This is a genomic window from Mesorhizobium sp. LSHC420B00 (assembly GCF_000503055.1).
GTDB lineage: Bacteria > Pseudomonadota > Alphaproteobacteria > Rhizobiales > Rhizobiaceae > Mesorhizobium.
The window spans coordinates 1-22,001 of the sequence record NZ_AYVY01000044.1 but is presented as its reverse complement, the minus strand read 5'-3'; the positions used below and the strand labels follow the sequence as shown (position 1 = coordinate 22,001).

The window sequence follows — 22,001 nt, the reverse complement described above, 5'->3', positions numbered from 1 at the left end:
CCGGGGAGAACCATGATCATCGACAAAGCCAATGCGGCGCTGGAAGCAGTCTACACGGCCGACACGCCTGAGGCGCTCGCCAAAGCCTATGCGCAATGGGCTGCGACCTATGACAGCGAAACCGCGGCGCTCGGCTATCTCCTGCCGTTCCTGATCGCCGCCTGGGTGGCGCGCCACGTGCCGTCAGGCGAAGGGCCGCTGCTGGACGCCGGCTGCGGCACCGGCCTGTCGGGGCCGTCCCTGAAGGCACTCGGCTACCACCATATTGCCGGGCTCGACCTGTCGCAGGACATGCTGAAAATCGCCGGCAGCCGGCAGGCCTACAGCGAGCTGAAACAGGCGATGCTCGGCGGGCCATTGCCCTGGGCGGACGGGTATTTTCGCGCCTTCTTCTCGACCGGCGTGTTCACCATCAGCCACGCGCCGGCGTCCGGCCTGCGTGAACTGGTACGCATCACCAGGAAGGGCGGCCACGCCATCTTCACCGTCCGTGACCAGGTATTTGAAAGCGGCGGGTTTCAAGCCGTGTTTGACGAACTGGAGCAGGCGAAAAAATGGCGGCCGGTCGAGGAGAGCCCATGGTTCCGCTGCTATGCGATCGCCGAGCCCGACGCGCTGGTGAAGACGTTTGTGTTCGAGGTGCTGTGAAGCGCCTGCGAAGGCCGCCACGATTGCTGAAAAGCCAAAACATTGATAAGAGCAGCGCCATGGAAGAGCTTTTTGGCGATCCGGCCTATAAGGGTTTCGTGCTGCAGGACAGAAAACGCCTGCCGTCGCGATTTTCGGCGCGCGTCTGCGGGGCGCTGACCAGCCGACTTAGCTAAGGCAGACTCGCCGGGCTGTTTCGCCGGGCCGACCGGCGTCCTTTTCCTTTTTTTAAATCGACGGATTTACGCAAATGAGCGCACCGCGCACCCTCTACGACAAGATTTTCGACGACCATGTGGTCGACCGCCAGGACGACGGCACCTGCCTGCTCTACATCGACCGCCACCTCGTCCACGAAGTCACCAGCCCGCAGGCTTTCGAAGGCCTGCGCATGACCGGCCGCAAGGTTCGGCATCCGGAAAAGACGCTGGCCGTGGTCGATCACAATGTGTCGACCTCGCCGGAACGCAAGTTTGGAATCAAGAACGAGGAAAGCCGCATCCAGGTCGAGGCGCTGGCCAAAAACGCCAAGGATTTCGGTATCGAATACTATTCCGAGAAGGACATCCGCCAGGGCATCGTCCACATCATCGGGCCGGAGCAAGGCTTTACGCTGCCCGGCATGACCATCGTCTGCGGCGACAGCCACACCTCGACGCATGGCGCGTTCGGCGCGCTGGCGCATGGCATCGGCACCTCGGAAGTCGAGCATGTGCTGGCGACGCAGACGCTGATCCAGCGCAAGGCCAAGAACATGCTGGTGCGTGTCGACGGCGCGCTGCCGGAAGGCGTCACCGCCAAGGACATCATCCTTGCCATCATCGGCGAAATCGGCACGGCCGGCGGCACCGGCTATGTCATCGAATATGCCGGCGAAGCGATCCGTGCGCTGTCGATGGAAGGCCGCATGACGATCTGCAACATGTCGATCGAAGCCGGCGCCCGCGCCGGCCTGATCGCGCCCGACGAGACCACCTTCGCCTATGTCAAGGACAAGCCGCGCGCCCCCAAGGGCGAAGCCTGGGATGCCGCGCTCGCCTATTGGAAGACGCTGCAGTCCGACGAAGGCGCGCATTTCGACAAGGTGGTCGTGCTCGACGCGGCAAAGCTGCCGCCGATCGTCTCCTGGGGCTCCTCGCCCGAGGACGTCGTTTCGGTCCAGGGCATCGTGCCGAACCCGGACGACATCACTGATGAGAACAAGCGCACCTCCAAGCAACGCGCGCTCGACTATATGGGCCTGACGCCGGGCACCAAGATCACCGATATCGAACTCGATCGCGTCTTCATCGGCTCCTGCACCAATGGCCGCATCGAGGATCTGCGCGCCGCCGCCAAGGTGATCGAGGGCAAAAAGGTCAATCCGCGGGTCAGTGCGATGATCGTGCCGGGCTCCGGCCTGGTCAAGGAACAGGCCGAGGCCGAAGGTCTCGACAAGATCTTTGTCGCCGCCGGTTTCGACTGGCGCGAGCCGGGCTGCTCGATGTGCCTTGCCATGAACGACGACCGGCTGAAGCCGCATGAGCGCTGCGCCTCGACCTCGAACCGCAATTTCGAGGGCCGCCAAGGCTTCAAGGGCCGCACCCATCTGGTGTCGCCGGCAATGGCGGCAGCAGCAGCGATCGCCGGCCATTTCGTCGATATCCGCGAGTGGAAATAGCGCAGGGCACGCGGTCGGATATGAGTCGCCCGAGCCCCAGTGCGGTTCGGGCATTTCTTCAGCTGGGGCGCCTGACGAATTCGTGGAATCCCTCACGGCGGCCGGGTTGGTCCTTTGCGACGACCAGCGCCAGTTGGCGCTCGTCGAAGAGCTTGAACCATTCGTCCCATTCGACCAGTTCATAGCCGCCGGCATTGATCGGGCGTTCGGCCTCGTCCTGATCCTGGTAGGCGTGCTGGCCGAAGACCAGCCTCAGCATGGCCTGGGTTCCGGCTTCAGGCGACACGTCGACGATCGCCGGAAAGCCGGCGCGCGCCGCGGCCCATGAGCGAATTGCATCGTGATCGGTCAGCATGATCGTGTCGGCCATCAGAGCGTCTCCTGGTTGCCGTCGTGAAACGCCGCCCGCCGTTCCCGGTTCCGTCCAGCAGCTTCACCGATGCATCCGTCGTATATTCGCCTTCGCTTAACCGCTTGTTTGGGCTTCCGCTCTAATGTCTCCTCAGGGGAAGCGAGGGGAACTTACAGCGCTTGGACACCGGCCTGCTCATAGCGCTGCTCAATCCAGGCATCGCCCTCACACTCGGCGCGGCATTTCTCGTGCTGTGGTTCTATCAGCGCCACCGTCCCTATCTGATCGTGCTGGCGGCGGGCTACTCGGCCTCGGCCGCAGGCTTCCTGCTCCAGTATTTCACGCTGCCGGTCGGTATGGCGCCGACCAAGCTCATGTCCATCCTATGCTTCACCTTCGCGACCTGCTGTCTCGCCGGCGCGGTCATCGCGCGCTACGGGCGGCGCGTGCCGTATCCAGCGATCGGCATTCTGGCGGGCGGCGGCCTGGCCGCGGTCTCATGGTTTCTCTTTGCCCGGCCGGATATCACGTGGCGGATCCTTGCCATCAATTTCAGCTTCGGCGGCATCAGCCTGGTTGTCGCCGCCGAGTTGCGCGTGGTGCGCAACAACGGCCCGACGGAGATGATCCTGTTCGTGCTGTCGCTGCTTTCCGGTCTGAACTTCCTGGTGCGGACCCTTGCCGTCGTCATCGCGCATGGTCCATTTACCAGCTATGAAGGGCTTTACTCGTCGTCCTATTGGACGACGGCACTGCTGTCGCATGCATTGCTGTCGCTGCTTATCGCGCTTTGCCTGTTCGGCGCCGCCGCGCTCGATGTGATGAAGGCCCTGAAGACCGAAACCCTGACGGACCCATTATCGGGCCTGCTCAACCGCCGCGGCTTCGAGGAGCGCGCCATGCTTGTCCTGCAGCACTGTGCCACGGCGCGATTGCCGGTTGCGCTGGTGTTGGCCGATCTCGATCATTTCAAGGCGCTCAATGATCAGCATGGCCACGCGGCCGGGGATCGCGTCATCGCCGACTTCGCCGCCAAGCTTCTATCGGCTGCAGGCACGCGCGGCGTTGCCGGCCGCATCGGCGGCGAGGAGTTCGCCGTGCTCTTGCCGCTCAGTGACCTTGGCGCGGCAAGACTGTTTGCCGAAGCCATTCGCACGCTCTATTCGGCGGGCAGAATCGACGGGCTTCCGCCCGACACAAGAGTGACCGCGAGCTTCGGCGTGGCCGCCCGTACGGGCGACGAAGGGCTGGACCCGCTGATGCGCCGTGCCGACGAAGCGCTCTACAAAGCCAAGAGGAATGGCCGCGACAGCGTGTGCCTGTCCTATCAGCGGCCTGAAACGGTCGTCCTTCCCAATCGGACCGGTGCCGGCGGAGCGTCAGCGGCGGCGTCGAATTAACGTCTTTTTCGCGCCTCGGTGATTTGCTGTTCGGCGGGGAGTGCCAAAACGCCATGGGCAGCGCTAATTTCATCCTGGTGATCAACCTGTTCGTTGCCGGGCTGCTGGCGGCGGCCTTCATGACGATCGCGGTCTATGACGCCGGACGGGTGTCGGCGCGCTGGCTGGCGTTCGGCTATGTGCTCGGCATGGCCTATTTCGCGATCGAGTTCAGCATTCCCGCCTTCGACAATGCGCGCCCCGTGGTTGTCGCCGCCTTTGCCGCTTTCCTTGGCGCAACCGTCGCCTTCAATGGCGGGCTTGCCCAGAAATACCGCGTTTCGCCGCCTTGGCCGCCGATGCTGTTCTTCCTGGTCTTCGCCACCCTCGCCGTCTATTTCGTACAGGACCTGCCACGCCAATCCTTTCTGCGAATGGCGGCCTACCAGCTTCCCTATGCGGCCATGCAGTTCACCGGGCTGGCGATCGTCTTGTCGTCCAGGCAAAGACGCGAGCGGCTCGACTATATGCTGATGGCTGTCCTGGCGGCCAGCACCTTGCAGTTCGCCAGCAAACCCTTCATCGCCCATGCGCTCGGCGGCTGGGGTGCCAACCCGCAATCTTATGCGCAGACCAGCTATGCGTTGGTGTCGCAGTCGATCGGCACCGTGTTCGGGCTGGCGCTTGCGCTGGTGACATTGGCTATCCTGGTCCGCGACGTGCTCGCCGAGGCGACGTCGAAATCGGAAACCGATACGCTTTCACGGCTGCTCAACCGTGGCGGCTTCGAGCGCCATGCCGAGATCGCACTGCGCGACGCCATGCGGCGGGCCGTTCCAGCGGCACTGGTCATTGCCGATCTCGACCATTTCAAGCGCATCAACGATACTTACGGCCACGCGTCCGGCGATCGGGTCATCGAGACCTTTGCCGGTTTTCTCCGCGATGCCGCGGCCGACCATCATGTCGCCGGCCGGATCGGCGGCGAGGAATTCGCTATTTTCCTGCCGGGGACCAACCTCGCCGCCGCCCGGCTCTTCGCCGAGGGCACGCGTACCGCCTTCGGTGCCACGCCCATCGACTGCCTGCCGGCGGATCATCGCTGCAGCGCCAGTTTCGGCGTTGCCGAGCTTGGTTCGGGCGAAAGCTTTTCCGACCTGCTGCGGCGCGCCGACAAAGCGCTCTATCAGGCGAAGGGCAGCGGCCGCGATTGCGTGCGTGTCTCGGCCGGGCCGGCTGCTGCCCAGCCGGCGCCGGCGACAAACGGCAGCGCGGCCGTCAGCGGCACGGGCTGAGCTCCGGCATCTCGCCGTCGGAGAGGCCGTACATATAGCTGCGGCCCTTCACGAAAACCGGCGGCCTGTAGCAGTCGCCGTTTCGGACCTCATCCGAGTCGTTTTCATAGATCACCTCGGGCTGGCCGGCGCTGGTGTAGTCGGACAATTCCTTGGCGAGCTTGCCCTCGCCGACGAGGATGCGCTTGTAGCCGGCGGCGCTTTCGATGACCAGGTTGCCGAAGGAATCGGCATAGACGCGGTCGTGGTGGCGCGTTCCGGCGAATGCCGGTGCGGCGATGCCGACGGCGAGCGCCGCCAATAGGAACCCGCGAAGGCACGATCTGGCTGAATTCGAATGCATGGCGAGCTGCTCCATTGCTGAGAGGCAAGCCTCCTCGAATCAGAAATTAACCTTTTATTAACCTTTGTTAAGAGGGCAACCGCCGCCGCCGCGAGGTCTCGGAAAACATGGTTAATATTCGAGCGGCCACCGGCCATCATTCGGCCATGCTTGTTCCCACCATCGCCGGCATCGAGCACGACTCAAAAAGCATGAAATCCGGCGGCTTGCCGGGGCATCGCGGCCGGTTTCGAGGCGCGGGGAAGCAGCATATGAGATTACGCCGCACGTTTCGGATAGCGCTGGCCGTCTCCTCGCTGCTGGCTGCCGCCGCCTGCACGCCGCAGACCAGTGCGCCCAAGCTCGGGAATACAGTGGCCGCTTCTGTCGCGATCGCTCCAACCGAATCGACACCGCAGCCGCGCACGGCGACCTACAAATGCGCCGACGGGAGCATGATGACCATCGAGAATCTCGGCACATCGGTGCGCGTGCTCGGCCCGGACGGCACCAGCTCCGAGCTGCCGGCCTCACCCGCCAATCAGACCAGCCGGTACGGCGAGGCGCATGACGCAATCGTGATCGACGGGCGCGACGCATTGGTGATGAAGGGCGGTGCCTCACCGGTGGCCTGTACACGCTGATCGACCCGGCGCGGCAGCCATATTTTGCAGTGCAGCGACATTGTGCCGGCTCAAGGCCACAGCCCTAATCGATTGAAGCTGAAACCTTCGCTTTCATCAGACTAAATTACGTTTTCAAAACGGTTTTCCGGCTTTGACGCGGTGCAAAAAGAGCATTAGAAACCGGCTGTCCGAAGTCGCAACCGGAAGCGGTAATGCCGCATTTCCACCTGAGGCTCCAGAGACGCCGAACTGGGGGAGCCATGAGCAAATCACCAGCCACCCGCGAATTTACCAGACGTGAACGGCCGCTTTCGCCGCATCTGACCGTCTATCGGCCGCCGATCACCATGACGATGTCGATCGTCCACCGCATCACCGGCGGGGCGCTCTATTTCGGCACGCTGCTGGTCGCGCTGTGGCTGATGGCGGCGGCGAGTTCGGAGGCGACCTTCAATGCCGTCAACTGGGCCTTCGGCTCGTGGCTCGGGCGGCTGGTGCTGTTCGGCTACAGCTGGGCGCTGATGCACCACATGCTGGGCGGCGTGCGCCATCTTATCTGGGACACTGGGGCCGGGCTGGAAAAGCATACGGCCTCGAGGATCGCCTGGGCGACGCTGGCCGGCTCGGTCACGCTGACGCTGCTGATCTGGATCGCCGGCTACATGGCGCGGGGGAGCCTGACATGACCGGCAAAAACACCGATATGCGCACGCCGCTGGCCAGGGTCCGCGGCCTCGGTTCGGCCCACGAGGGCACCGGCCATTTCTGGCGCCAGCGGCTGACGGCGATCTCCAACATCCCGCTGGTCCTGTTCTTCGTCGGCTTCCTGATCGCACTCAACGGCGCCAGCTATCTCGAGGTGCGCGCCGCACTTGCCAATCCGTTCGTGGCACTGGTGCTGGCGCTGGTGCTGCTGTCGGTGCTCTACCACATGCGGCTCGGCATGCAGGCGATCATCGAAGACTATGTGCATGGCGAGGGCACCAGGCTGGCGCTGCTCGCGCTCAACACATTCTTTCCCGTAGTCGTCGGCGTCGCTTCGGTCTTCGCCCTGCTTAAACTGGCATTTGGAGGCTGATTTTTGGCCAAGGACGCGAAGAACGCCAATACGGCTTCCGCCTATAGCTATGTCGACCACAAATTCGACGTCGTGGTCGTCGGCGCCGGCGGTGCTGGCCTGCGTGCCACGCTCGGCATGGCCGAGCAGGGCCTGCGCACCGCCTGCATCACCAAGGTTTTCCCGACGCGCTCGCACACGGTCGCCGCTCAGGGCGGCATCGCCGCCTCGCTCGCCAATATGGGGCCCGACAACTGGCAGTGGCATCTCTTCGACACGGTCAAGGGCTCGGATTGGCTGGGTGATACCGACGCGCAGGAATACATGGTGCGCGAGGCGCCGGCGGCGGTCTATGAACTCGAGCATTACGGCGTTCCCTTCAGCCGCACCGAGGACGGGAAAATCTACCAGCGGCCGTTCGGCGGCATGATGATGAATTTCGGCGAAGGGCCGCCGGTGCAGCGCACCTGCGCTGCCGCCGACCGCACCGGCCACGCCATGCTGCATACGCTGTACGGTCAGTCGCTGAAGCACAATGCGCAGTTCTTCATCGAGTATTTCGCGCTCGACCTGATCATGGAGCCGGACGGCACCTGCACCGGCGTCGTCGCCTGGAACCTCGACGACGGCACCATCCACCGTTTTTCGGCCAAGATGGTGGTGCTGGCGACCGGCGGCTATGGCCGCGCCTATTTCTCGGCCACCTCGGCGCATACCTGCACCGGCGATGGCGGCGGCATGGTCGCACGCGCCGGCCTGGCGCTGCAGGATATGGAGTTCGTGCAGTTCCACCCGACCGGCATCTACGGCGCCGGCTGCCTGATTACCGAGGGCGCGCGCGGCGAGGGCGGCTATCTCGTCAATTCCGAGGGCGAGCGCTTCATGGAACGCTACGCGCCGTCAGCCAAGGATCTGGCCTCGCGTGACGTGGTCTCGCGCTGCATGACGCTGGAGATCCGCGAAGGCCGTGGCGTCGGCCCGAAGAAGGACCATATTTTTCTCCACCTCGACCATCTCGATCCGGCCGTTTTGCACGAAAGGCTCCCGGGTATTTCAGAGTCGGCAAAGATTTTTGCCGGCGTCGACCTGACCAAGGAACCGATCCCGGTGCTGCCGACCGTCCATTACAATATGGGCGGCGTGCCGACCAATTACTGGGGCGAGGTGCTCAACCCGACCGCCCTGAACCCGGACCAGGTGTTGCCCGGGCTGATGGCCGTCGGCGAGGCCGGCTGCGCCTCGGTGCACGGCGCCAACCGGCTGGGTTCGAATTCGCTGATCGACCTGGTGGTGTTCGGCCGTGCGGCGGCGATCCGGGCCGGCCAGGTGATCGACCGCAACGTCGCGATCCCGTCGCCCAACGAAGCCTCGGTCGAAAAGATCATGGACCGCTTCGACCGGCTGCGCCACGCCAACGGTTCGACGCCGACAGCGGTTTTGCGCGAAAAGATGCAGAAGGCGATGCAGGAGGACGCGGCGGTGTTCCGCACCCAGGAATCGTTGGAAAGCGGCTGCAGGCGCATTTCGCAGATCTGGGGTGAACTCGGCGACGTCAAGGTGTTCGACCGCTCGATGATCTGGAACTCCGACCTGGTCGAGACGCTGGAGCTGGAAAACCTGATGGCCAACGCCATCACCACCGTCTACGGCGCCGAAGCGCGCAAGGAAAGCCGCGGGGCGCACGCGCGGGAGGACTTTTCGGCCCGCGACGACGCGAACTGGCGCAAGCATACGCTGGCCCGGCTCAACGAGGCCGGCGAGGTAGCGCTCAGCTACCGGCCGGTGCACGCCGAGACGCTGCTTAAGGAAGCAGACGGCGGCATCAACCCGGCCAAGATTGCGCCGAAGGCCAGGGTGTATTGATCATGGCGCTGGCGGCAGCTGGATATTCCGGCACACCCCTTCCGGCCAAGCTCGGCCTGAAGGACGGGATGATTGCCGCCTTCGTCGCCCTGCCGCCCGAACTCGACGATCTGACCGACGCCGTCGACTTTGCCCACGTCGACCGGGTGGCTGACTGGTCGGCGATCTATGGCGTTCATGAGAAATACGATGCCGTGCATGCTTTCGCCCGGCGGCGTGTCGAAATCGAGGACCGTCTTGGCGACGTAGAAGCGGCGATTAAGCGGCACGGCATGGTTTGGGTGTCGTGGCCAAAGAAGGCATCGAAAGTGCCGACCGACGTCACCGAGGACGTTATCCGCACCGAGGCGCTGAAGCTCGACCTCGTCGACGTCAAGGTCGCCGCCATAAACGGGATCTGGTCCGGGCTGAAGCTCGTCATCCGAAAGGACCTGAGATAATGGTCGAACTCACGCTTCCGAAAAACTCGAAGATCATGGCCGGAAAAACCTGGCCGAAGCCGGAGGGCGCGACCAATCTGCGCGAATACCGCATCTATCGCTGGTCGCCGGACGATGACGAGAACCCGCGCATGGACACGTATTTCGTCGACATGGACGATTGCGGGCCGATGGTGCTCGACGCGCTGCTCTGGATCAAGAACAAGATCGACCCGACGCTGACGCTGCGCCGTTCCTGCCGCGAAGGCATTTGCGGCTCCTGCGCCATGAACATCGACGGGTCGAACACGCTGGCCTGCACCAAGGGCTGCGACGACATTTCCGGCGCGATCAAGGTCTACCCGCTGCCGCACATGCAAGTGGTCAAGGACCTTGTGCCCGACCTCACCAATTTCTACGCCCAGCACGCCTCGATCGAGCCGTGGTTGAAGACGGTGTCGCCCGAGCCGGCCAAGGAATGGCTGCAGAGCCATGAGGACCGCGAAAAGCTCGACGGGCTCTACGAGTGCATATTGTGCGCCTGCTGCTCGACCTCCTGCCCGAGCTACTGGTGGAACGGCGAGCGCTATCTCGGCCCGGCGACGCTGCTGCAGGCCTATCGCTGGCTGATCGATTCCAGGGACGAGGCAACGGGCGAGCGGCTCGACAATCTCGAAGACCCGTTCCGGCTCTATCGCTGTCACACGATCATGAACTGCGCCCAGACCTGCCCCAAAGGGCTCAACCCGGCCAAGGCGATCGCCGAGATCAAGAAGATGATGGTGGAGCGACGGGTTTAGCAGCAGATGAAGCAGCTACCTGCCGATTTTTCATCTGACGCCGTCGCGGCGATCCGGGCGCGACTCGATGTCGTGCGAACGCAAGGCGTGACGATCCTGTTCGCCATCGAAAGCGGAAGCCGCGCCTGGGGGTTCCCGTCTCCCGACAGCGACTATGACTGCCGTTTCGTCTATGTCAGGCCGGCATCGGATCACCTTGTGTTGGAACAGGCACGCGACGTGATCGAATTTCCCATCGAAGGCGAGATCGATGCCGGTGGCTGGGATCTGCGCAAGGCCTTGCTGCTCGGGCTCGGCGGCAATGCCGTCATCGTCGAATGGGCAAAATCATCAATCGTCTACGAAGAGGTCACGGGATTTCGGCGGCGCCTTCTCGACCTGCTTGCCGAGATCGTCGATCCGGCAAAAGTAGCGCGTCACTATCTCGGCCTGGCGCGTTCACATGTTGCCAAGATCGGCAGCTTTTCCGGCGAGGTGAAGCTGAAGAAGCTGTTCTATCTCATTCGACCACTGGTCGCGTTGGACTGGATGGAGCAGCGCGGCCTCGCCGGTCTACCGCCGATGAACCTTGGCGAGTGCATCGACCAGATCGAGATGCCAGCGCAGGCAAGCGATGAAATCCGCAGCCTGATCGACCGGAAAAGCCAGACGCGGGAAATGGGGACCGGTCTCATCCCGACGGCGATCGCGCGCTATCTTGAGGCGCGCTATGGTCACCACGAAATGAACCTTGCCGGCGTGATCCGGGATGAAGCCCGCCAGGCGCGAAACCGTGTCCTTGCAACCGACTTTTACCGCCGGGAGGCTGAACTTCAATGAGCGATGAGCTTCCCATCCTCTCCCCCATCGAGGCGCGTGTGCTCGGCTGCCTGATCGAGAAGAAGGAGCTGACGCCCGACGTCTATCCGCTGACGCTCAATGCGGCACTTGCCGCGGCCAACCAGAAGACGGCGCGCGAGCCGGTAATGTCGGTCGAGCTTGCCGAGGTTAGAAGGGCGCTTGGCCAGCTCGAGCAGAAGGGCCTGGTCAGGCAGGTGTTCGCGTCGCGCGTCGAGCGCTATGAGCATGTCGTGGCGCAGCGCTTTTCCCTGACCTCGGCGCAGATCGCGCTGCTCGGCCTGTTGCTGCTGCGCGGCCCGCAGACGGCCTATGAACTGCTGGCGCGAAGCGAGCGCATGGCACGGTTGCCGTCGATCGACGAGCTTCGCGGCAATCTCGATCTGCTGATCGGCCGCAGGCCGCCGCTGGTGCAGCAGATCGACCGCGGCCCGGGCCAGCGCGAGGACCGTTATGTCCAACTGCTCAGCGGGCCGGTGCAGCTGTCGGCTGCCGCGGCGCCCCAGCAATCGCCCTTGCCGGCCTCGGATCTGGAAATGCGCGTGCAGGCCCTCGAGCAGGAGGTCGCGGCATTGCGCGCCCGCCTCGACGCGCTGACCGGCGAGGGGCACTGAATCGCGACCTCATCTCCTGCTGTAGACGCCGTTCGCCTCGCCCCCAGGATCGACCAGCCGCAACTGCCGGCCATTCAGCTGCCAACTCAGCGAGACCGGCTTCAGGTCGCCGGCACCAAACTTCCAGGTGCCGGTCAGATCGGGCCGGCAGCCATTGACGGATTTGTAGGTGCCGGCCTTCGGCGTGAAGACCAGCGTCGAGCCTTGCACTCTTGTCGTGCCGGTCTTCAGCGTCAGTGACTGGATCTGGCCGCAGCCGTCGACCAGCGAGGATTCGAACAGCGCATATTGCGTGCGCCCGTTGGCGCCGAAGGTGAAGGAGATGCTGCCGCCGCTGCCCGGCGCACAGTGGCCGAGCGTCGTGCAATAATCGCCGCTGGCGACTGCAAAGCCCCATTTGCCGACAAGTGCTGGTGGTATCGAGCCCTGGCGCGAACGGGCTGTCTGCCCCTTGCCTTGGCCGGCGGCATCGGCCGCGCCGACGGCCAGTCAACCGGTCAGGCCCGCCAGTGTGACAAAAACCGCCAGGCGCGCGGGTAAGGAGCCGGTCAGCATCCCTTGCTCGCGATAAGCTTGTGCAGATGGGCAAGCCGCGTGGCTATGACATTGTTGACGATCGCCATTTTGCCGGGAGGTGCCATGCCGCCATATTTCTTCAGCGAAGGCCCATGGTTCTTGGCCTCCTCGTAGCCGGCGGCCTGTTGCCGCAACTCGGCACAGGACATGCCGGCATATTTCGCCTGCTCCTGCGGGCTGATGACACCCGATTGCGCCATGCCGATGGAGTTTGCCGCCGCCATGCCGCCGAGGCCGACAGCCGCGGAAATCGGATTGAGGCCGACGCAGCCGGAAAGGCCAAGGCACAGCATCGGCGCCGCCAAAAAGGCATGTCGCAGGCTCATGGCTGACGCTCCCCGATGCGCGGCGGCAGCTTCAGGTCGCGATGATCGGTGGCGGTTTTTCCGAGCCCAAGCGACAGGAGATAGACACGCGGATTGAAGCCCGCCGAGGCGAGCGCCGACAGCGTCCTGAACAGTTGCAGGTGATACATCGAACCCCCTGTGGTCATTGCCGATGGATTTCCGGTTTTGGAAACGGGCTGCAAACTACGTTTGATGAGACAAGCCGGCTTGGACGAGACGGCCCTAAAAACGGCCTAAACGGCCCTGTATTGACGTTTCAGGGGGCTCGGCGCATATCAGCGCGCTCTCGGGCTGGGGGATGCCGATGAATGCGACGACCTCGTTNTCGGCATTGCCACCGGCACTTCCTCGGAATTCCGGGCGCATCACTCGATGCCGCTGATCGACAGCGACGACCTCATCCTGTTGGCGGCGCTCGATGGCGCGAGCGTCATGAAGCATCGCGGCCGCGAGGAACCGATCGGCAACGGCCGGGCGCTGATGATGAGCGGCGAAGAGGTCGGCCTCAACCTCATCCAGCCGGGCGGCATGCGCTTCGTCAATATGAGCTTCTCGCTGAGGCAGCTTTCGCCGCTGATCGGCGATCCGGCTTCGGTGCTTATGCAGCCGTTGCCGACCACGAGCGGGGCGATGCGGCTGCTGCTCGACTATGTCCAGTCGATCCAGGATGCAGACGATGCGCTGACGCCGGAAACCTGGCAGCTGGCCGTGACTCACATTTTCGACCTTGCCGCGCTTGCCATGGGGGCGACCAGGGATGCGGCCGAAATCGCGCGTGGCCGCGGCGTGCGGGTGGCGCGATTGCGCGCCATCAAGGCCGATATCCTCGCCCATGGCGGGCACGGCGAGCTGTCGGCGGAAGACATCGCCGCCCGCCACCATCTCTGCGCCCGCTATGTGCGAAAGCTGTTCGAGAGCGAAGGCACGTCGCTGTCGGACTTCATGCTGCGCCAGCGGCTAGTGCGCGCGCATCGCATGCTGGGCGATCCTTCTCATGCCGACCGCAGCATCACGGCAATCGCCTTCGATGCCGGCTTCAACGACCTTTCCTATTTCAACCGGGCGTTCCGCCGGCGCTATGACGCGACGCCGTCGGACGTGCGCGCTGCGGCCTTAAAGAACTGACATTGGGTTACGCCCGGGCATGATGGGAGCCCGTGGGGCCCCCGACTCTCAAGACTGGGTTCCTCGCCCACCGCGAAGCGGGGGAGAGGTGGCCGCGAAGCGGCCGGAGAGGGGGCTTCATAGAGCGCGGTTCCCCTCTCCGTCTCGGCTTCGCCGAGACACCTCTCCCCACTGTCGTGGGGCGAGCAACCCAAGCTGGAATAAAGCCGCGATCTTCCCTCTATCCTGCCAGCCCCCCGCAAGGGAGATCGGATGGCCGCTATGCTGTCGCCAATCATCGACCGGCTGTTCGATGCAGGTTTGCTTACGGCTCACCCGAGCCTGGCGTCGAGCGATACTTTGATGGCGCCGAGCGCTTTCGAGACTGGGCATTCGGCCTTGGCCTTTTCGGCCAGTTCCTTGAACTTGGCGGCATCGATGCCCGGCACCTTGCCGACCAGCGTGATCGCGCTGCCGGTGATGCCGGTGCCGGGGACCAGCGTTACCACGGCCTTGGCGTCGAGCTCGGCAGCCGGAGTGCCGTTCTCGGCGAGGAAATGCGAAAGCTGCATGGCGTAGCAGCCGGCATGGGCGGCGGCGATCAGCTCTTCCGGGTTGGTGCCGGATTTGCCGCTCTCGTCCTCAAAACGCATCTTGGCAGAATAGGGCGTACCTTTCAGCGTCCCGCTCTGGGTTTCGAGCGTGCCTTTGCCTTCCTTGAAAGTGCCTTTCCAAACGGCGTTGGCGGTGCGGTCCATCAATTCCTCCTTGATTGTCGTGATTGAGCCCGTGATCGGCATCCAGTCGACTATAGCGCGCGCTGGAGCGAAGGCCACCCGCGCTTTCGTATCGGCGGCAGCGTGACACATCATGGTCAAGCAAAAAATCGCTCGGGAAAAAATCGCGAAAAAAATATGCGTGCAAAAATGTCGACTTCCATCTGCCCCGACCGTCCTGCGGGCGGCCATGGAATTGGTGGCCGGATGGAGGACCACATGAACAATCTGTTTTCTGCTCACTGGACAAACACCAGCCACAGGGCCGGTGAACAACAAGCCGACTGGTCGCGCGTGCCGCCTTCCGGCTTCGGCCGGCTGCTTGCGGCGATTGCCATTATCGGGATTGCGGTGTCCTTTCTGGATTATGCAGCGGGGCTCGATCATACAGCGGGCAAAGGCCCGGCCGAGATTTCCCTAGCCTCGGCTGCCGCTTCAACCCAGGAATGGAGGTAAAGATGAAATACGTTTGCCTGGTCTACGGCGAAGAAAAAGATCTCTACGCAATGACGCCTGCGAGGCTGGCCAAGCTCGACGCCGATTCGCTGGCCTATGACAGGTCGGTGGCACAAAGCGGCCGGCTGATCATCGCGCAGGCGCTGCAATCGGTGCAGACGTCGAAAACCGTGCGCCGGCGCAAAGGCAAGCGGCTGGTCACGGACGGCCCCTTCGCCGAGACCAAGGAGCAGTTGCTCGGTTTCGTCATGATCGAGGCCGGGGACGTCGACGAGGCGCTGGAGATCGCCGGCGGCATTCCGCTGGCAGAAATCGGCACGATCGAGGTGCGGGCGATCTACAATGTGCCGGGGTCGTAGAGATGTCGGCGGCCGGCGACTGGCGCAGGCTTTCGTTTTCTTCAATTGGCGCAACTTTTGCGTGTTGAAGCGAAACGACACTTCTCTTATCGTCGCCTGAGATTGGGGATCTTGGGCATGCATATATTGATTGCTGCAATCGGCCTGCTGGGGGCAGCGGCGTTCTGGTGGTACCGGCTGAAGACCATGAACGACGCGGCGCGTGAGGTTGCCGACGTCGTTGGCCGCGTCCAGGGCAATGTCCGCCGCAAGAAACTGCGCAAGCAGGCGGCGCTCTCGCCGTTGACGGCGATCGACGATCCGGTCGTGGCGGCGGCGACGCTGATCACCGCCATTGTTTCCGAGCATGGTCCGGTGCTGCCGCAACGCGAAGCTGCCATTCGATCGGTGATCTCGGAGATTGCCGACAAAAAGCAGACCGATGAAGCGGTGATCTACGCCAAATGGGCGGCCTCGCAAATCGACGATGCCACGGTCGTCATCGACAAGCTGGCACCGTTCCTGCGCGAACGCCTCGACGCGGCTGAAAGGAACGATCTGCTACAGATGGTCAGCCGTGTCACGGAAGTCGGCGGGCAAAGCCAGCAGATTTCCGACCAGCGCATGCTCCGGCTGCGCCAGAAGCTCGGTTTCGAGGTCAATTAGGGTGTGCTGATATTCAGGTGATGCCGGCCTGCAAAGGGTGGCTTCCTGCGCTTCCTATTCTCACGTACCCAAACGCACGCTCCGCTCCGGTTCTCGGAAGCCACTGTTGGTCGCTTCGCGCCCCGTCTTCGACTCCGGCTCGGCCTGACCTGAATCTCAACACATCCTGGCATGTCTGTGAGATGGATCAGATCGCCTCGCCCTTCAACAGCTTCGGCGTGTCGCCGGACAGACCTGACGCCTGGCGGATGAAGAACCCCTTCAGCCGCGGCATGCGTTCGACAAGGCCAAGACCGACGTCGCGCAACGTACGCAGCGGGCCGAAATCGTTGGAAAACAGCCGGTTCAGCACATCGGTGGTGATGCCCATCTGCACCGTGTCGAAGCGCCGCCATTGCTGGTAGCGCTCAAGCACGTCGAGCGCGCCGATGTCCTGGCCGAGCCGGTCGGCCTCGACCACCACCTCAGCAAGTGCCGCCACGTCCTTGAAGCCCAGATTGAGGCCCTGGCCGGCGATCGGGTGGATGCCGTGGGCGGCGTCGCCGGCCAAGGCGATGCGCGGCGCGACGAAGGCGCGCGCAATGGTCAGCCCGAGCGGCCAGGCGCGGGGCTTGTCGGCGATATGGATTTCGCCGAGCTTGAGGCCAAAGCGGTGCTCGAGCTCATACTCCAGGATCAGGGTGTCGCCTGCGACCAGCTTTTCGGCATCCTGCGACCGTTCGACCCAGACGATCGACGAACGGTTGGTGCCGTCCTTGCCCGGCTTGAGTGGCAGCGTGGCAAAGGGGCCGGCCGGAAGAAAATGCTCTTCGGCGCGGCCGTTGTGCGGCCGCTCATGCGCCACCGTGCAGACGATGCCGGACTGGCCATACTCCCATTTCACCGTTTTGATGCCGGCCATGTCGCGCAGCTTCGAGTTGACGCCGTCGGCGGCGACCAGCAGCCGCGCCTTAAGCGTCGCGCCATCGGCAAGATGCACGGTGATGCCGGCGCCGTTGGTATCGAAGGCGCGGACGGCGACGCCCTCGATGATGCCGATGCCGAGCTGTTCGGCGCGCCGGCGCAAGGCGCCGTTCAAATCCTTGTTGGCGACCATATGCGCAAAGGGTTCGCCGGGCGCGACCTCGCCGTCGAAGGTGAGGAACACCGGACGGACCGGATCCGTTGTGCGCGAATCGGTGACGGTCATTTCGGTGATCGCCTGCGCCTCCGGCGCTATCTCGTTCCAGACGCCGAGCTGGTCGAGCATGCGGCACGCGGCGGCTGCAATCGCCGAGGCGCGGCCGTCCTTCTGCCAGACGCCGGCGGGTGCTGCGTCGACGACGGCAACGGCGAGGCTCGGCCGCGCCTGCTTCAGCGACACGGCGGCGGCCAGGCCGATATAGCCGGCGCCGGCGACCAGAACGTCGAGCGAATTCTTGCTGTCGACCATGGCAATTCCTTTCGCAGCTGACTGTCGCCGGGCATTCCGCCCTTGACTGCCCGCTGTTCCTGTCGGAAACCGCCATGGTAATTTTGCGGCGAGGTCAAGATGACGGCAGCCATGGACGAGCTTCTCGGCATTCTCGACCTCGAGCAGCTGGAACACAACCTGTATCGCGGTCGCAGCCCCAAGCTCGACTGGCAGCGCATCTTCGGCGGCCAGACCATCGCCCAGGCGCTTGTCGCCGCGCAGCGAACGGTCGAGGCCGAGCGCCATGTGCACTCGCTGCATGGCTATTTCATGCGACCGGGCGACACCAAGGTGCCGATCATCTACGAGGTCGACCGCATCCGTGACGGCGGCTCCTTCACCACGCGCCGCGTCGTCGCGATCCAGCACGGCCAGGCGATCTTTTCGCTGGAAGCCTCATTCCAGCAGGATGAGGTCGGCCTGGAACATCAGGTGCCGATGCCGCAGGACGTGCCGGCGCCCGACACATTGCTGTCGCAGCGCGAATTGCTGGGCAAGTTCGGCGAAGCCGTGCCCGACGGCATCAAGCGCTATTGGGAGCGCGACCGGCCGATCGAGATGAAGCCGGTGATGCTGAAGCATTACACCAGCCGGGAAAAGCTCGAGCCGAAGCAGAACATCTGGATCCGCACCACCGGCCCGGTGCCGGCCGACCGCGCCACGCAGGCGGCCGTGCTCGCTTACCTCTCCGATATGACGTTGCTCGACACCTCGACTTTTGCCCACGGCCGCGCCATTTTCGATCGCGACATCCAGGCAGCGAGCCTCGACCACGCCATGTGGTTCCATCGCAGCCACCCGCTCGACGACTGGATGCTGTACACGCAGGACAGCCCGTCGACGCAAGGATCGCGTGGCTTTACCCGCGGCTCGCTGTTTGCCCGCGACGGCACGTTGATCGCCTCGGTTGCCCAAGAAGGACTCATCCGGCTGAAGCGGCCGCCTGCCGAGTAGGCATTTTTCGAATTTTGCCTATTTTTTAATCATTTGCATTGACGCGACTGTGAACAGGCAGCCGACAAACCTTCCCGATTTCGTTGTTTAACAACAACTTAACACCCTGCTTCGGCAATTGGCACGGAGCTTGAATCCTAGCGGGCACTCTCCGGCTCTCATGGGGATCGGCGAAGTCGTGCAAACGCGGGGACCCGCAACAGCAAAGGGTGAAACCTTATGAAGATCGTGATGGCAATCATAAAGCCGTTCAAGCTCGACGAGGTGCGCGAGGCGCTCACCGCAGTCGGCATCCAAGGCCTGACCGTCACCGAAGTAAAAGGCTACGGACGTCAGAAGGGGCACACGGAAATCTATCGCGGGGCGGAATACGCGGTCAGCTTCCTGCCGAAGATCAAGATCGAAGTCGCGGTCGCCGTCGACATGGTCGACAAGGCCGTCGAAGCCATCACCGCGGCGGCCAAGACCGGTCAGATCGGCGACGGCAAGATCTTCGTCTTCGGCATCGACCAGGCGGTGCGCATTCGCACCGGCGAAACAGACACCGACGCGCTTTGAGCCGCGGACACGTATTCCAATGGAGAGTTCAATGAATATTCCTTCCACCTTGAAGATAACGGGACGCGCGGCCGTTTTGGGTTCGCTCGCTCTCGCTGCACTGGGCACGGTTGCTGCGTTCGCTCAGGAAGCGGCTCCGGCAGCACCGGCAGCGGCGCCGGCATTCACCATCGACAAGGGCGACACGACGTGGATGATGATCTCCACTATTCTGGTGCTGCTGATGACCATTCCCGGCCTTGCCCTTTTCTACGGTGGCCTGGTTCGCGCCAAGAATATGCTGTCGGTGCTGATGCAGGTCTTCACCATCACCAGCGTGGTCATGATCGTCTGGGTTTTCTACGGCTACAGCCTGGCCTTCACCCCCGGCAACGCCTTCGTCGGTGGCCTTTCCAAGATGTTTCTGGCCGGCGTCGACGTGACGACGGTGTCCGAAACCTTCACCAAGGGCGTGGCCATTCCCGAACTGGTGTTCGTTCTCTTCCAGATGACCTTCGCCTGCATCACGCCTGCCCTGATCGTCGGCGCTTTCGCCGAACGCATCAAGTTCTCCGCCGTGATCCTTTTCACCATCCTCTGGGTCACCTTCGTATATTTCCCGATCGCGCACATGGTGTGGTTCTGGGGCGGCCCGAGCGCTTATAGCGATCCGTCGGGTCTCATCTTCGGCTTCGGCGCCATCGACTTCGCCGGCGGCACCGTCGTTCACATCAATGCAGGCATTGCCGGCCTTGTCGGCGCGCTGATGATCGGCAAGCGTATCGGCTACCAGAAGGACGTCATGGCGCCGCACTCGATGACGCTGACCATGGTCGGCGCCTCGCTGCTGTGGGTCGGCTGGTTCGGCTTCAATGCCGGTTCGAACCTGGAAGCGAACGCCTATGCCGTGCTGGCCATGGTCAATACGTTTGTCGCCACGGCGGCGGCGGCAGTGACCTGGATCGTGCTTGAAACGCTGCTGCGCGGCAAAGCATCCATGCTTGGCGCCGTTTCGGGTGCTGTCACCGGCCTCGTCGCCGTGACACCTGCCGCCGGCTTTGCCGGACCGATGGGCGCCATCGTGCTCGGTCTCGTCGCCACTTGCGTCTGCTACTTCTTCGTCTCGGTGGTGAAGAACAAGTTCGGCTACGACGACAGCCTCGATGTTTTCGGCATCCACTGCATCGGCGGCATCATCGGCGCGCTCGGCACCGGTATCCTGGTCAATCCCGCTCTCGGCGGCGCCGGCATCGTCGATTACTCGACAGCCGACTTCGCCGCCGGCTACGCCGGCACGGCCACCCAGCTGATGTCGCAGTTCAAGGGTGTGCTGGTGACAATCCTCTGGTCGGGTATCGGCAGCGCGATCCTCTACAAGATCGTCGACCTGATCGTCGGCCTGCGTCCGACAGCCGATGCAGAGCGCGAGGGGCTCGATCTCACCTCGCACGGCGAAGTGGCCTATCACCCGTAAGCTCGTCCGGGGCGGCCTCGGCCGCCTCGCGACGTCCCATCCCGTCGTGATGCTCCCGCAAGGGCTCACGCCTTGAGGCCCGGAAATCTTCCGGGCCTCTTTTTGTGCGCGGATGGCCGTGACGGCTCGATCACGATCGCTTGATCAAGGTGCTCGATCCGTCGGCGGCGTGAAACATCTGCCGCAGCGGCTCCAGCGTGCCCGCCATTTTCGCCGAGTCAGCGTGGTTGCCAATGCCTGTCGCAGGATCACCGCCGCGTTTGAACAGGAAGTCAGGCATGACATCCTGCGCCCGTTCCGCAGACGCAGGCTGCCCATGGTTAATGCGCCCTTAACCTTCCCGCCGCTAGTCTGACAGCCGAATCTGCCGTGTTGCGCGTCCGCGCCCGGCCGGGCAACGACAGACGAGGAAGAGCATGCGTTCAGGGGCTTCAGCACCGTTTGCGCTGGCCGATACGGGGCACGGCATCCGGGCGTTCGCGAGGCGCCAGGTCGGGCGGCTGGTCGGTGCCGGGCTGTTTGCTCTGGTTGGCTTCGGCGTCGCCGCCCTTGCCACCTGGAACGTCGCCGATCCGAGCTTCTCGCACGCCACCGATAATATCGTCACCAATGCAATGGGTTATGCCGGCGCCGTCTTTTCCGACATTGCCATGCAGTTCTTCGGACTCGCCGCCGTTGCGGCGCTGGTGCCGGCGGTGATCTGGGGATTTCTGCTGTTTACCGCGCGCGGCGTCGACCGGCTGCCGAAACGGGCGCTGGCCTGGTTCGGGTTTTCGCTGCTTGGCGCGGCAATTGCCGGCTGTGTGGTGCCGCCCAAGACCTGGCCGCTGCCGACCGGCCTCGGCGGCGTCTTTGGCGACATGGTGCTCAACATTCCCGGCCTGGTCATCGGCGGCTATCCGACCGGCCTCGTCGCCAGCGTGCTTGCCGTGCTCCTTGCAGCACCGGCGCTGGGGCTGTTTCTGTATGGTTCGGCGCTGATTTCACGCAAGAACGGCTTTGCCGTGCTTGATCAGCACACTGCTGCCGATCCGCAGGACGACCTGCTTTTCGACAATGAAGAGGACGAGGGCGACGAAGGCATATTGGCGCTTGGCGCCATCACCCATTGGTGGCTGTCGCTGCGGGCCTATCTGCGTCGCCGCGCCGCGCGCCGGCGCGAGCGCGACGATTTCGAGCCGGAGATGGAGCCGCGGGCCAGCGCCTGGCGGCGGGCGGCAGAACGGGTCGAATCGGCCGAGTTCGCCGAGGCGCGGATGAGCCCGGGCGGGCGCGCCCGCGTCGAGCCGGAATTCTTCGCCGCCATGGTCAACGACCGCAGTGCCTCGATCGACCCCGACGATGCCGATGTCTTCGATAACGACGACAATGACGACGACATGGATTTCGCGCCCGAGCCGGCCGGCCAACGCCGCGCCGCGCCGACGGCGAAGGTGCAGAACTTCCGT

General features: G+C 63.7%; 28 protein-coding genes. 20 read left to right on the top strand and 8 right to left on the bottom strand.

Going from position 1 to position 22,001, the window contains the following annotated elements; all coding sequences use genetic code 11:
* Window positions 1-12 precede the first annotated feature (12 nt).
* Window positions 13-648, top strand: coding sequence for a class I SAM-dependent methyltransferase (locus X760_RS71320; protein WP_023722711.1), 636 nt, complete (start codon window positions 13-15; stop codon window positions 646-648).
* A 250-nt stretch (window positions 649-898) separates the two neighbouring features.
* On the top strand, window positions 899-2,308 hold the full coding sequence (gene leuC, locus X760_RS71315) for a 3-isopropylmalate dehydratase large subunit (RefSeq protein WP_023722709.1): 1,410 nt from the start codon (window positions 899-901) through the stop codon (window positions 2,306-2,308).
* A 58-nt stretch (window positions 2,309-2,366) separates the two neighbouring features.
* Here leuC and X760_RS71310 read toward each other — a convergent pair whose 3' ends face one another.
* Window positions 2,367-2,678, bottom strand: a complete 312-nt coding sequence (locus X760_RS71310) for a hypothetical protein (RefSeq protein WP_023722708.1) — start codon at window positions 2,676-2,678, stop codon at window positions 2,367-2,369.
* Window positions 2,679-2,839: 161 nt separating this feature from the next.
* On the opposite strand from X760_RS71310, the gene X760_RS71305 reads away from it, so the two are divergent.
* Complete coding sequence (locus tag X760_RS71305; protein ID WP_023722707.1) at window positions 2,840-4,060, top strand: GGDEF domain-containing protein; 1,221 nt, start codon at window positions 2,840-2,842, stop codon at window positions 4,058-4,060.
* 53 nt (window positions 4,061-4,113) lie between these two features.
* On the top strand, window positions 4,114-5,334 hold the full coding sequence (locus X760_RS71300; protein WP_023722706.1) for a GGDEF domain-containing protein: 1,221 nt from the start codon (window positions 4,114-4,116) through the stop codon (window positions 5,332-5,334).
* Here X760_RS71300 and X760_RS71295 read toward each other — a convergent pair.
* Window positions 5,318-5,677: a hypothetical protein gene (locus X760_RS71295; protein ID WP_031195239.1), complete on the bottom strand. Its 360-nt coding sequence runs from the start codon at window positions 5,675-5,677 to the stop codon at window positions 5,318-5,320. The genes X760_RS71300 and X760_RS71295 overlap by 17 nt on opposite strands.
* A 251-nt stretch (window positions 5,678-5,928) precedes the next feature.
* Between X760_RS71295 and X760_RS0140170 the strand changes: the two genes are divergently transcribed.
* The 8 genes from X760_RS0140170 (at window position 5,929) to X760_RS71260 (ending at window position 11,872) form a co-directional block, all read left to right on the top strand.
* On the top strand, window positions 5,929-6,300 hold the full coding sequence (locus X760_RS0140170; RefSeq protein ID WP_031195237.1) for a hypothetical protein: 372 nt from the start codon (window positions 5,929-5,931) through the stop codon (window positions 6,298-6,300).
* 242 nt (window positions 6,301-6,542) lie between these two features.
* Window positions 6,543-6,968 (top strand): succinate dehydrogenase, cytochrome b556 subunit, encoded by a 426-nt coding sequence (gene sdhC / locus X760_RS71290; protein WP_023722703.1) that lies wholly within the window; start codon window positions 6,543-6,545, stop codon window positions 6,966-6,968.
* The gene (gene sdhD, locus X760_RS71285; RefSeq protein WP_023722702.1) at window positions 6,965-7,360 is read left to right on the top strand and encodes a succinate dehydrogenase, hydrophobic membrane anchor protein; all 396 of its coding nucleotides are present in this window, start codon (window positions 6,965-6,967) and stop codon (window positions 7,358-7,360) included. Before sdhC ends, sdhD begins: the two co-directional genes overlap by 4 nt.
* 3 nt (window positions 7,361-7,363) lie before the next feature.
* Window positions 7,364-9,202, top strand: coding sequence for a succinate dehydrogenase flavoprotein subunit (gene sdhA / locus X760_RS71280; protein WP_023722701.1), 1,839 nt, complete (start codon window positions 7,364-7,366; stop codon window positions 9,200-9,202).
* 2 nt (window positions 9,203-9,204) lie between these two features.
* Window positions 9,205-9,642 carry a DUF3052 family protein gene (locus X760_RS71275; RefSeq protein WP_031195236.1) on the top strand — a complete coding sequence of 146 codons (438 nt, stop codon included), beginning with the start codon at window positions 9,205-9,207 and terminating at the stop codon, window positions 9,640-9,642.
* Window positions 9,642-10,421 (top strand): succinate dehydrogenase iron-sulfur subunit, encoded by a 780-nt coding sequence (locus X760_RS71270; RefSeq protein WP_023722699.1) that lies wholly within the window; start codon window positions 9,642-9,644, stop codon window positions 10,419-10,421. Before X760_RS71275 ends, X760_RS71270 begins: the two co-directional genes overlap by 1 nt.
* A gap of 6 nt (window positions 10,422-10,427) precedes the next feature.
* Window positions 10,428-11,240 carry a nucleotidyltransferase domain-containing protein gene (locus X760_RS71265; protein WP_023722698.1) on the top strand — a complete coding sequence of 271 codons (813 nt, stop codon included), beginning with the start codon at window positions 10,428-10,430 and terminating at the stop codon, window positions 11,238-11,240.
* Window positions 11,237-11,872 (top strand): DUF480 domain-containing protein, encoded by a 636-nt coding sequence (locus X760_RS71260; RefSeq protein ID WP_023722697.1) that lies wholly within the window; start codon window positions 11,237-11,239, stop codon window positions 11,870-11,872. Before X760_RS71265 ends, X760_RS71260 begins: the two co-directional genes overlap by 4 nt.
* Before the next feature lie 9 nt (window positions 11,873-11,881).
* Here the strand turns inward: X760_RS71260 and X760_RS77545 are convergent, their stop codons facing one another.
* The 3 genes from X760_RS77545 to X760_RS75775 all read right to left on the bottom strand — a co-directional run bounded on the left by X760_RS77545 (window position 11,882) and on the right by X760_RS75775 (window position 12,941).
* A complete protein-coding gene (locus X760_RS77545; RefSeq protein ID WP_023722696.1) occupies window positions 11,882-12,082 on the bottom strand; it encodes a hypothetical protein in 201 nt (66 codons plus the stop codon).
* A gap of 338 nt (window positions 12,083-12,420) precedes the next feature.
* Window positions 12,421-12,774 carry a hypothetical protein gene (locus X760_RS71250; protein WP_023722694.1) on the bottom strand — a complete coding sequence of 118 codons (354 nt, stop codon included), beginning with the start codon at window positions 12,772-12,774 and terminating at the stop codon, window positions 12,421-12,423.
* Window positions 12,771-12,941, bottom strand: a complete 171-nt coding sequence (locus X760_RS75775; RefSeq protein WP_198030578.1) for a hypothetical protein — start codon at window positions 12,939-12,941, stop codon at window positions 12,771-12,773. The genes X760_RS71250 and X760_RS75775 overlap by 4 nt, the downstream gene beginning before the upstream one ends.
* Before the next feature lie 226 nt (window positions 12,942-13,167).
* On the opposite strand from X760_RS75775, the gene X760_RS71245 reads away from it, so the two are divergent.
* Window positions 13,168-13,920 carry a helix-turn-helix transcriptional regulator gene (locus X760_RS71245; protein ID WP_023722692.1) on the top strand — a complete coding sequence of 251 codons (753 nt, stop codon included), beginning with the start codon at window positions 13,168-13,170 and terminating at the stop codon, window positions 13,918-13,920.
* A gap of 311 nt (window positions 13,921-14,231) precedes the next feature.
* Here the strand turns inward: X760_RS71245 and X760_RS71240 are convergent, their stop codons facing one another.
* Window positions 14,232-14,657, bottom strand: coding sequence for an OsmC family protein (locus X760_RS71240; protein ID WP_031195232.1), 426 nt, complete (start codon window positions 14,655-14,657; stop codon window positions 14,232-14,234).
* A 237-nt stretch (window positions 14,658-14,894) separates the two neighbouring features.
* On the opposite strand from X760_RS71240, the gene X760_RS71235 reads away from it, so the two are divergent.
* From X760_RS71235 to X760_RS71225, 3 genes are all read left to right on the top strand, one after another.
* The gene (locus X760_RS71235; RefSeq protein WP_031195231.1) at window positions 14,895-15,131 is read left to right on the top strand and encodes a hypothetical protein; all 237 of its coding nucleotides are present in this window, start codon (window positions 14,895-14,897) and stop codon (window positions 15,129-15,131) included.
* Window positions 15,132-15,133: 2 nt separating this feature from the next.
* Entirely contained in the window at window positions 15,134-15,490 is a 357-nt protein-coding gene (locus X760_RS71230; protein ID WP_031195230.1) for a YciI family protein, read from the top strand.
* Window positions 15,491-15,607: 117 nt separating this feature from the next.
* Entirely contained in the window at window positions 15,608-16,135 is a 528-nt protein-coding gene (locus X760_RS71225) for a hypothetical protein (RefSeq protein ID WP_023722688.1), read from the top strand.
* A gap of 187 nt (window positions 16,136-16,322) precedes the next feature.
* Here the strand turns inward: X760_RS71225 and X760_RS71220 are convergent, their stop codons facing one another.
* Window positions 16,323-17,567, bottom strand: a complete 1,245-nt coding sequence (locus X760_RS71220; RefSeq protein ID WP_023722687.1) for a ubiquinone biosynthesis hydroxylase — start codon at window positions 17,565-17,567, stop codon at window positions 16,323-16,325.
* A gap of 99 nt (window positions 17,568-17,666) precedes the next feature.
* Between X760_RS71220 and tesB the strand changes: the two genes are divergently transcribed.
* The 3 genes from tesB to X760_RS71205 all read left to right on the top strand — a co-directional run bounded on the left by tesB (window position 17,667) and on the right by X760_RS71205 (window position 20,553).
* The gene (gene tesB, locus X760_RS71215) at window positions 17,667-18,542 is read left to right on the top strand and encodes an acyl-CoA thioesterase II (protein WP_023722686.1); all 876 of its coding nucleotides are present in this window, start codon (window positions 17,667-17,669) and stop codon (window positions 18,540-18,542) included.
* A gap of 219 nt (window positions 18,543-18,761) precedes the next feature.
* The gene (locus X760_RS71210; protein ID WP_023679755.1) at window positions 18,762-19,100 is read left to right on the top strand and encodes a P-II family nitrogen regulator; all 339 of its coding nucleotides are present in this window, start codon (window positions 18,762-18,764) and stop codon (window positions 19,098-19,100) included.
* Between the two features lie 31 nt (window positions 19,101-19,131).
* Window positions 19,132-20,553, top strand: coding sequence for an ammonium transporter (locus tag X760_RS71205; RefSeq protein WP_023722685.1), 1,422 nt, complete (start codon window positions 19,132-19,134; stop codon window positions 20,551-20,553).
* Window positions 20,554-20,683: 130 nt separating this feature from the next.
* Here the strand turns inward: X760_RS71205 and X760_RS76885 are convergent, their stop codons facing one another.
* A complete protein-coding gene (locus X760_RS76885) occupies window positions 20,684-20,833 on the bottom strand; it encodes a hypothetical protein (RefSeq protein WP_023722684.1) in 150 nt (49 codons plus the stop codon).
* A gap of 136 nt (window positions 20,834-20,969) precedes the next feature.
* Here X760_RS76885 and X760_RS71200 point away from each other — a divergent pair.
* Window positions 20,970-22,001, top strand: a 1,032-nt coding sequence (locus X760_RS71200; RefSeq protein ID WP_023722683.1) for a DNA translocase FtsK 4TM domain-containing protein, incomplete at its 3' end; no start/stop codon positions are given.

Bases quoted from the DNA above. Each gene is read 5' to 3' on its own strand.
- X760_RS71320 (WP_023722711.1), top strand. From the start codon at position 13: ATGATCATCGACAAAGCCAATGCGGCGCTGGAAGCAGTCTACACGGCC.
- leuC (WP_023722709.1), top strand. From the start codon at position 899: ATGAGCGCACCGCGCACCCTCTACGACAAGATTTTCGACGACCATGTG.
- X760_RS71310 (WP_023722708.1), bottom strand. From the start codon at position 2,678: ATGGCCGACACGATCATGCTGACCGATCACGATGCAATTCGCTCATGG.
- X760_RS71300 (WP_023722706.1), top strand. From the start codon at position 4,114: ATGGGCAGCGCTAATTTCATCCTGGTGATCAACCTGTTCGTTGCCGGG.
- X760_RS71295 (WP_031195239.1), bottom strand. From the start codon at position 5,677: ATGCATTCGAATTCAGCCAGATCGTGCCTTCGCGGGTTCCTATTGGCG.
- X760_RS0140170 (WP_031195237.1), top strand. From the start codon at position 5,929: ATGAGATTACGCCGCACGTTTCGGATAGCGCTGGCCGTCTCCTCGCTG.
- sdhC (WP_023722703.1), top strand. From the start codon at position 6,543: ATGAGCAAATCACCAGCCACCCGCGAATTTACCAGACGTGAACGGCCG.
- sdhD (WP_023722702.1), top strand. From the start codon at position 6,965: ATGACCGGCAAAAACACCGATATGCGCACGCCGCTGGCCAGGGTCCGC.
- X760_RS71275 (WP_031195236.1), top strand. From the start codon at position 9,205: ATGGCGCTGGCGGCAGCTGGATATTCCGGCACACCCCTTCCGGCCAAG.
- X760_RS71270 (WP_023722699.1), top strand. From the start codon at position 9,642: ATGGTCGAACTCACGCTTCCGAAAAACTCGAAGATCATGGCCGGAAAA.
- X760_RS71265 (WP_023722698.1), top strand. From the start codon at position 10,428: ATGAAGCAGCTACCTGCCGATTTTTCATCTGACGCCGTCGCGGCGATC.
- X760_RS71260 (WP_023722697.1), top strand. From the start codon at position 11,237: ATGAGCGATGAGCTTCCCATCCTCTCCCCCATCGAGGCGCGTGTGCTC.
- X760_RS71250 (WP_023722694.1), bottom strand. From the start codon at position 12,774: ATGAGCCTGCGACATGCCTTTTTGGCGGCGCCGATGCTGTGCCTTGGC.
- X760_RS75775 (WP_198030578.1), bottom strand. From the start codon at position 12,941: ATGACCACAGGGGGTTCGATGTATCACCTGCAACTGTTCAGGACGCTG.
- X760_RS71245 (WP_023722692.1), top strand. From the start codon at position 13,168: ATGCCGCTGATCGACAGCGACGACCTCATCCTGTTGGCGGCGCTCGAT.
- X760_RS71240 (WP_031195232.1), bottom strand. From the start codon at position 14,657: ATGGACCGCACCGCCAACGCCGTTTGGAAAGGCACTTTCAAGGAAGGC.
- X760_RS71235 (WP_031195231.1), top strand. From the start codon at position 14,895: ATGAACAATCTGTTTTCTGCTCACTGGACAAACACCAGCCACAGGGCC.
- X760_RS71230 (WP_031195230.1), top strand. From the start codon at position 15,134: ATGAAATACGTTTGCCTGGTCTACGGCGAAGAAAAAGATCTCTACGCA.
- X760_RS71225 (WP_023722688.1), top strand. From the start codon at position 15,608: ATGCATATATTGATTGCTGCAATCGGCCTGCTGGGGGCAGCGGCGTTC.
- X760_RS71220 (WP_023722687.1), bottom strand. From the start codon at position 17,567: ATGGTCGACAGCAAGAATTCGCTCGACGTTCTGGTCGCCGGCGCCGGC.
- tesB (WP_023722686.1), top strand. From the start codon at position 17,667: ATGACGGCAGCCATGGACGAGCTTCTCGGCATTCTCGACCTCGAGCAG.
- X760_RS71210 (WP_023679755.1), top strand. From the start codon at position 18,762: ATGAAGATCGTGATGGCAATCATAAAGCCGTTCAAGCTCGACGAGGTG.
- X760_RS71205 (WP_023722685.1), top strand. From the start codon at position 19,132: ATGAATATTCCTTCCACCTTGAAGATAACGGGACGCGCGGCCGTTTTG.
- X760_RS76885 (WP_023722684.1), bottom strand. From the start codon at position 20,833: ATGCCTGACTTCCTGTTCAAACGCGGCGGTGATCCTGCGACAGGCATT.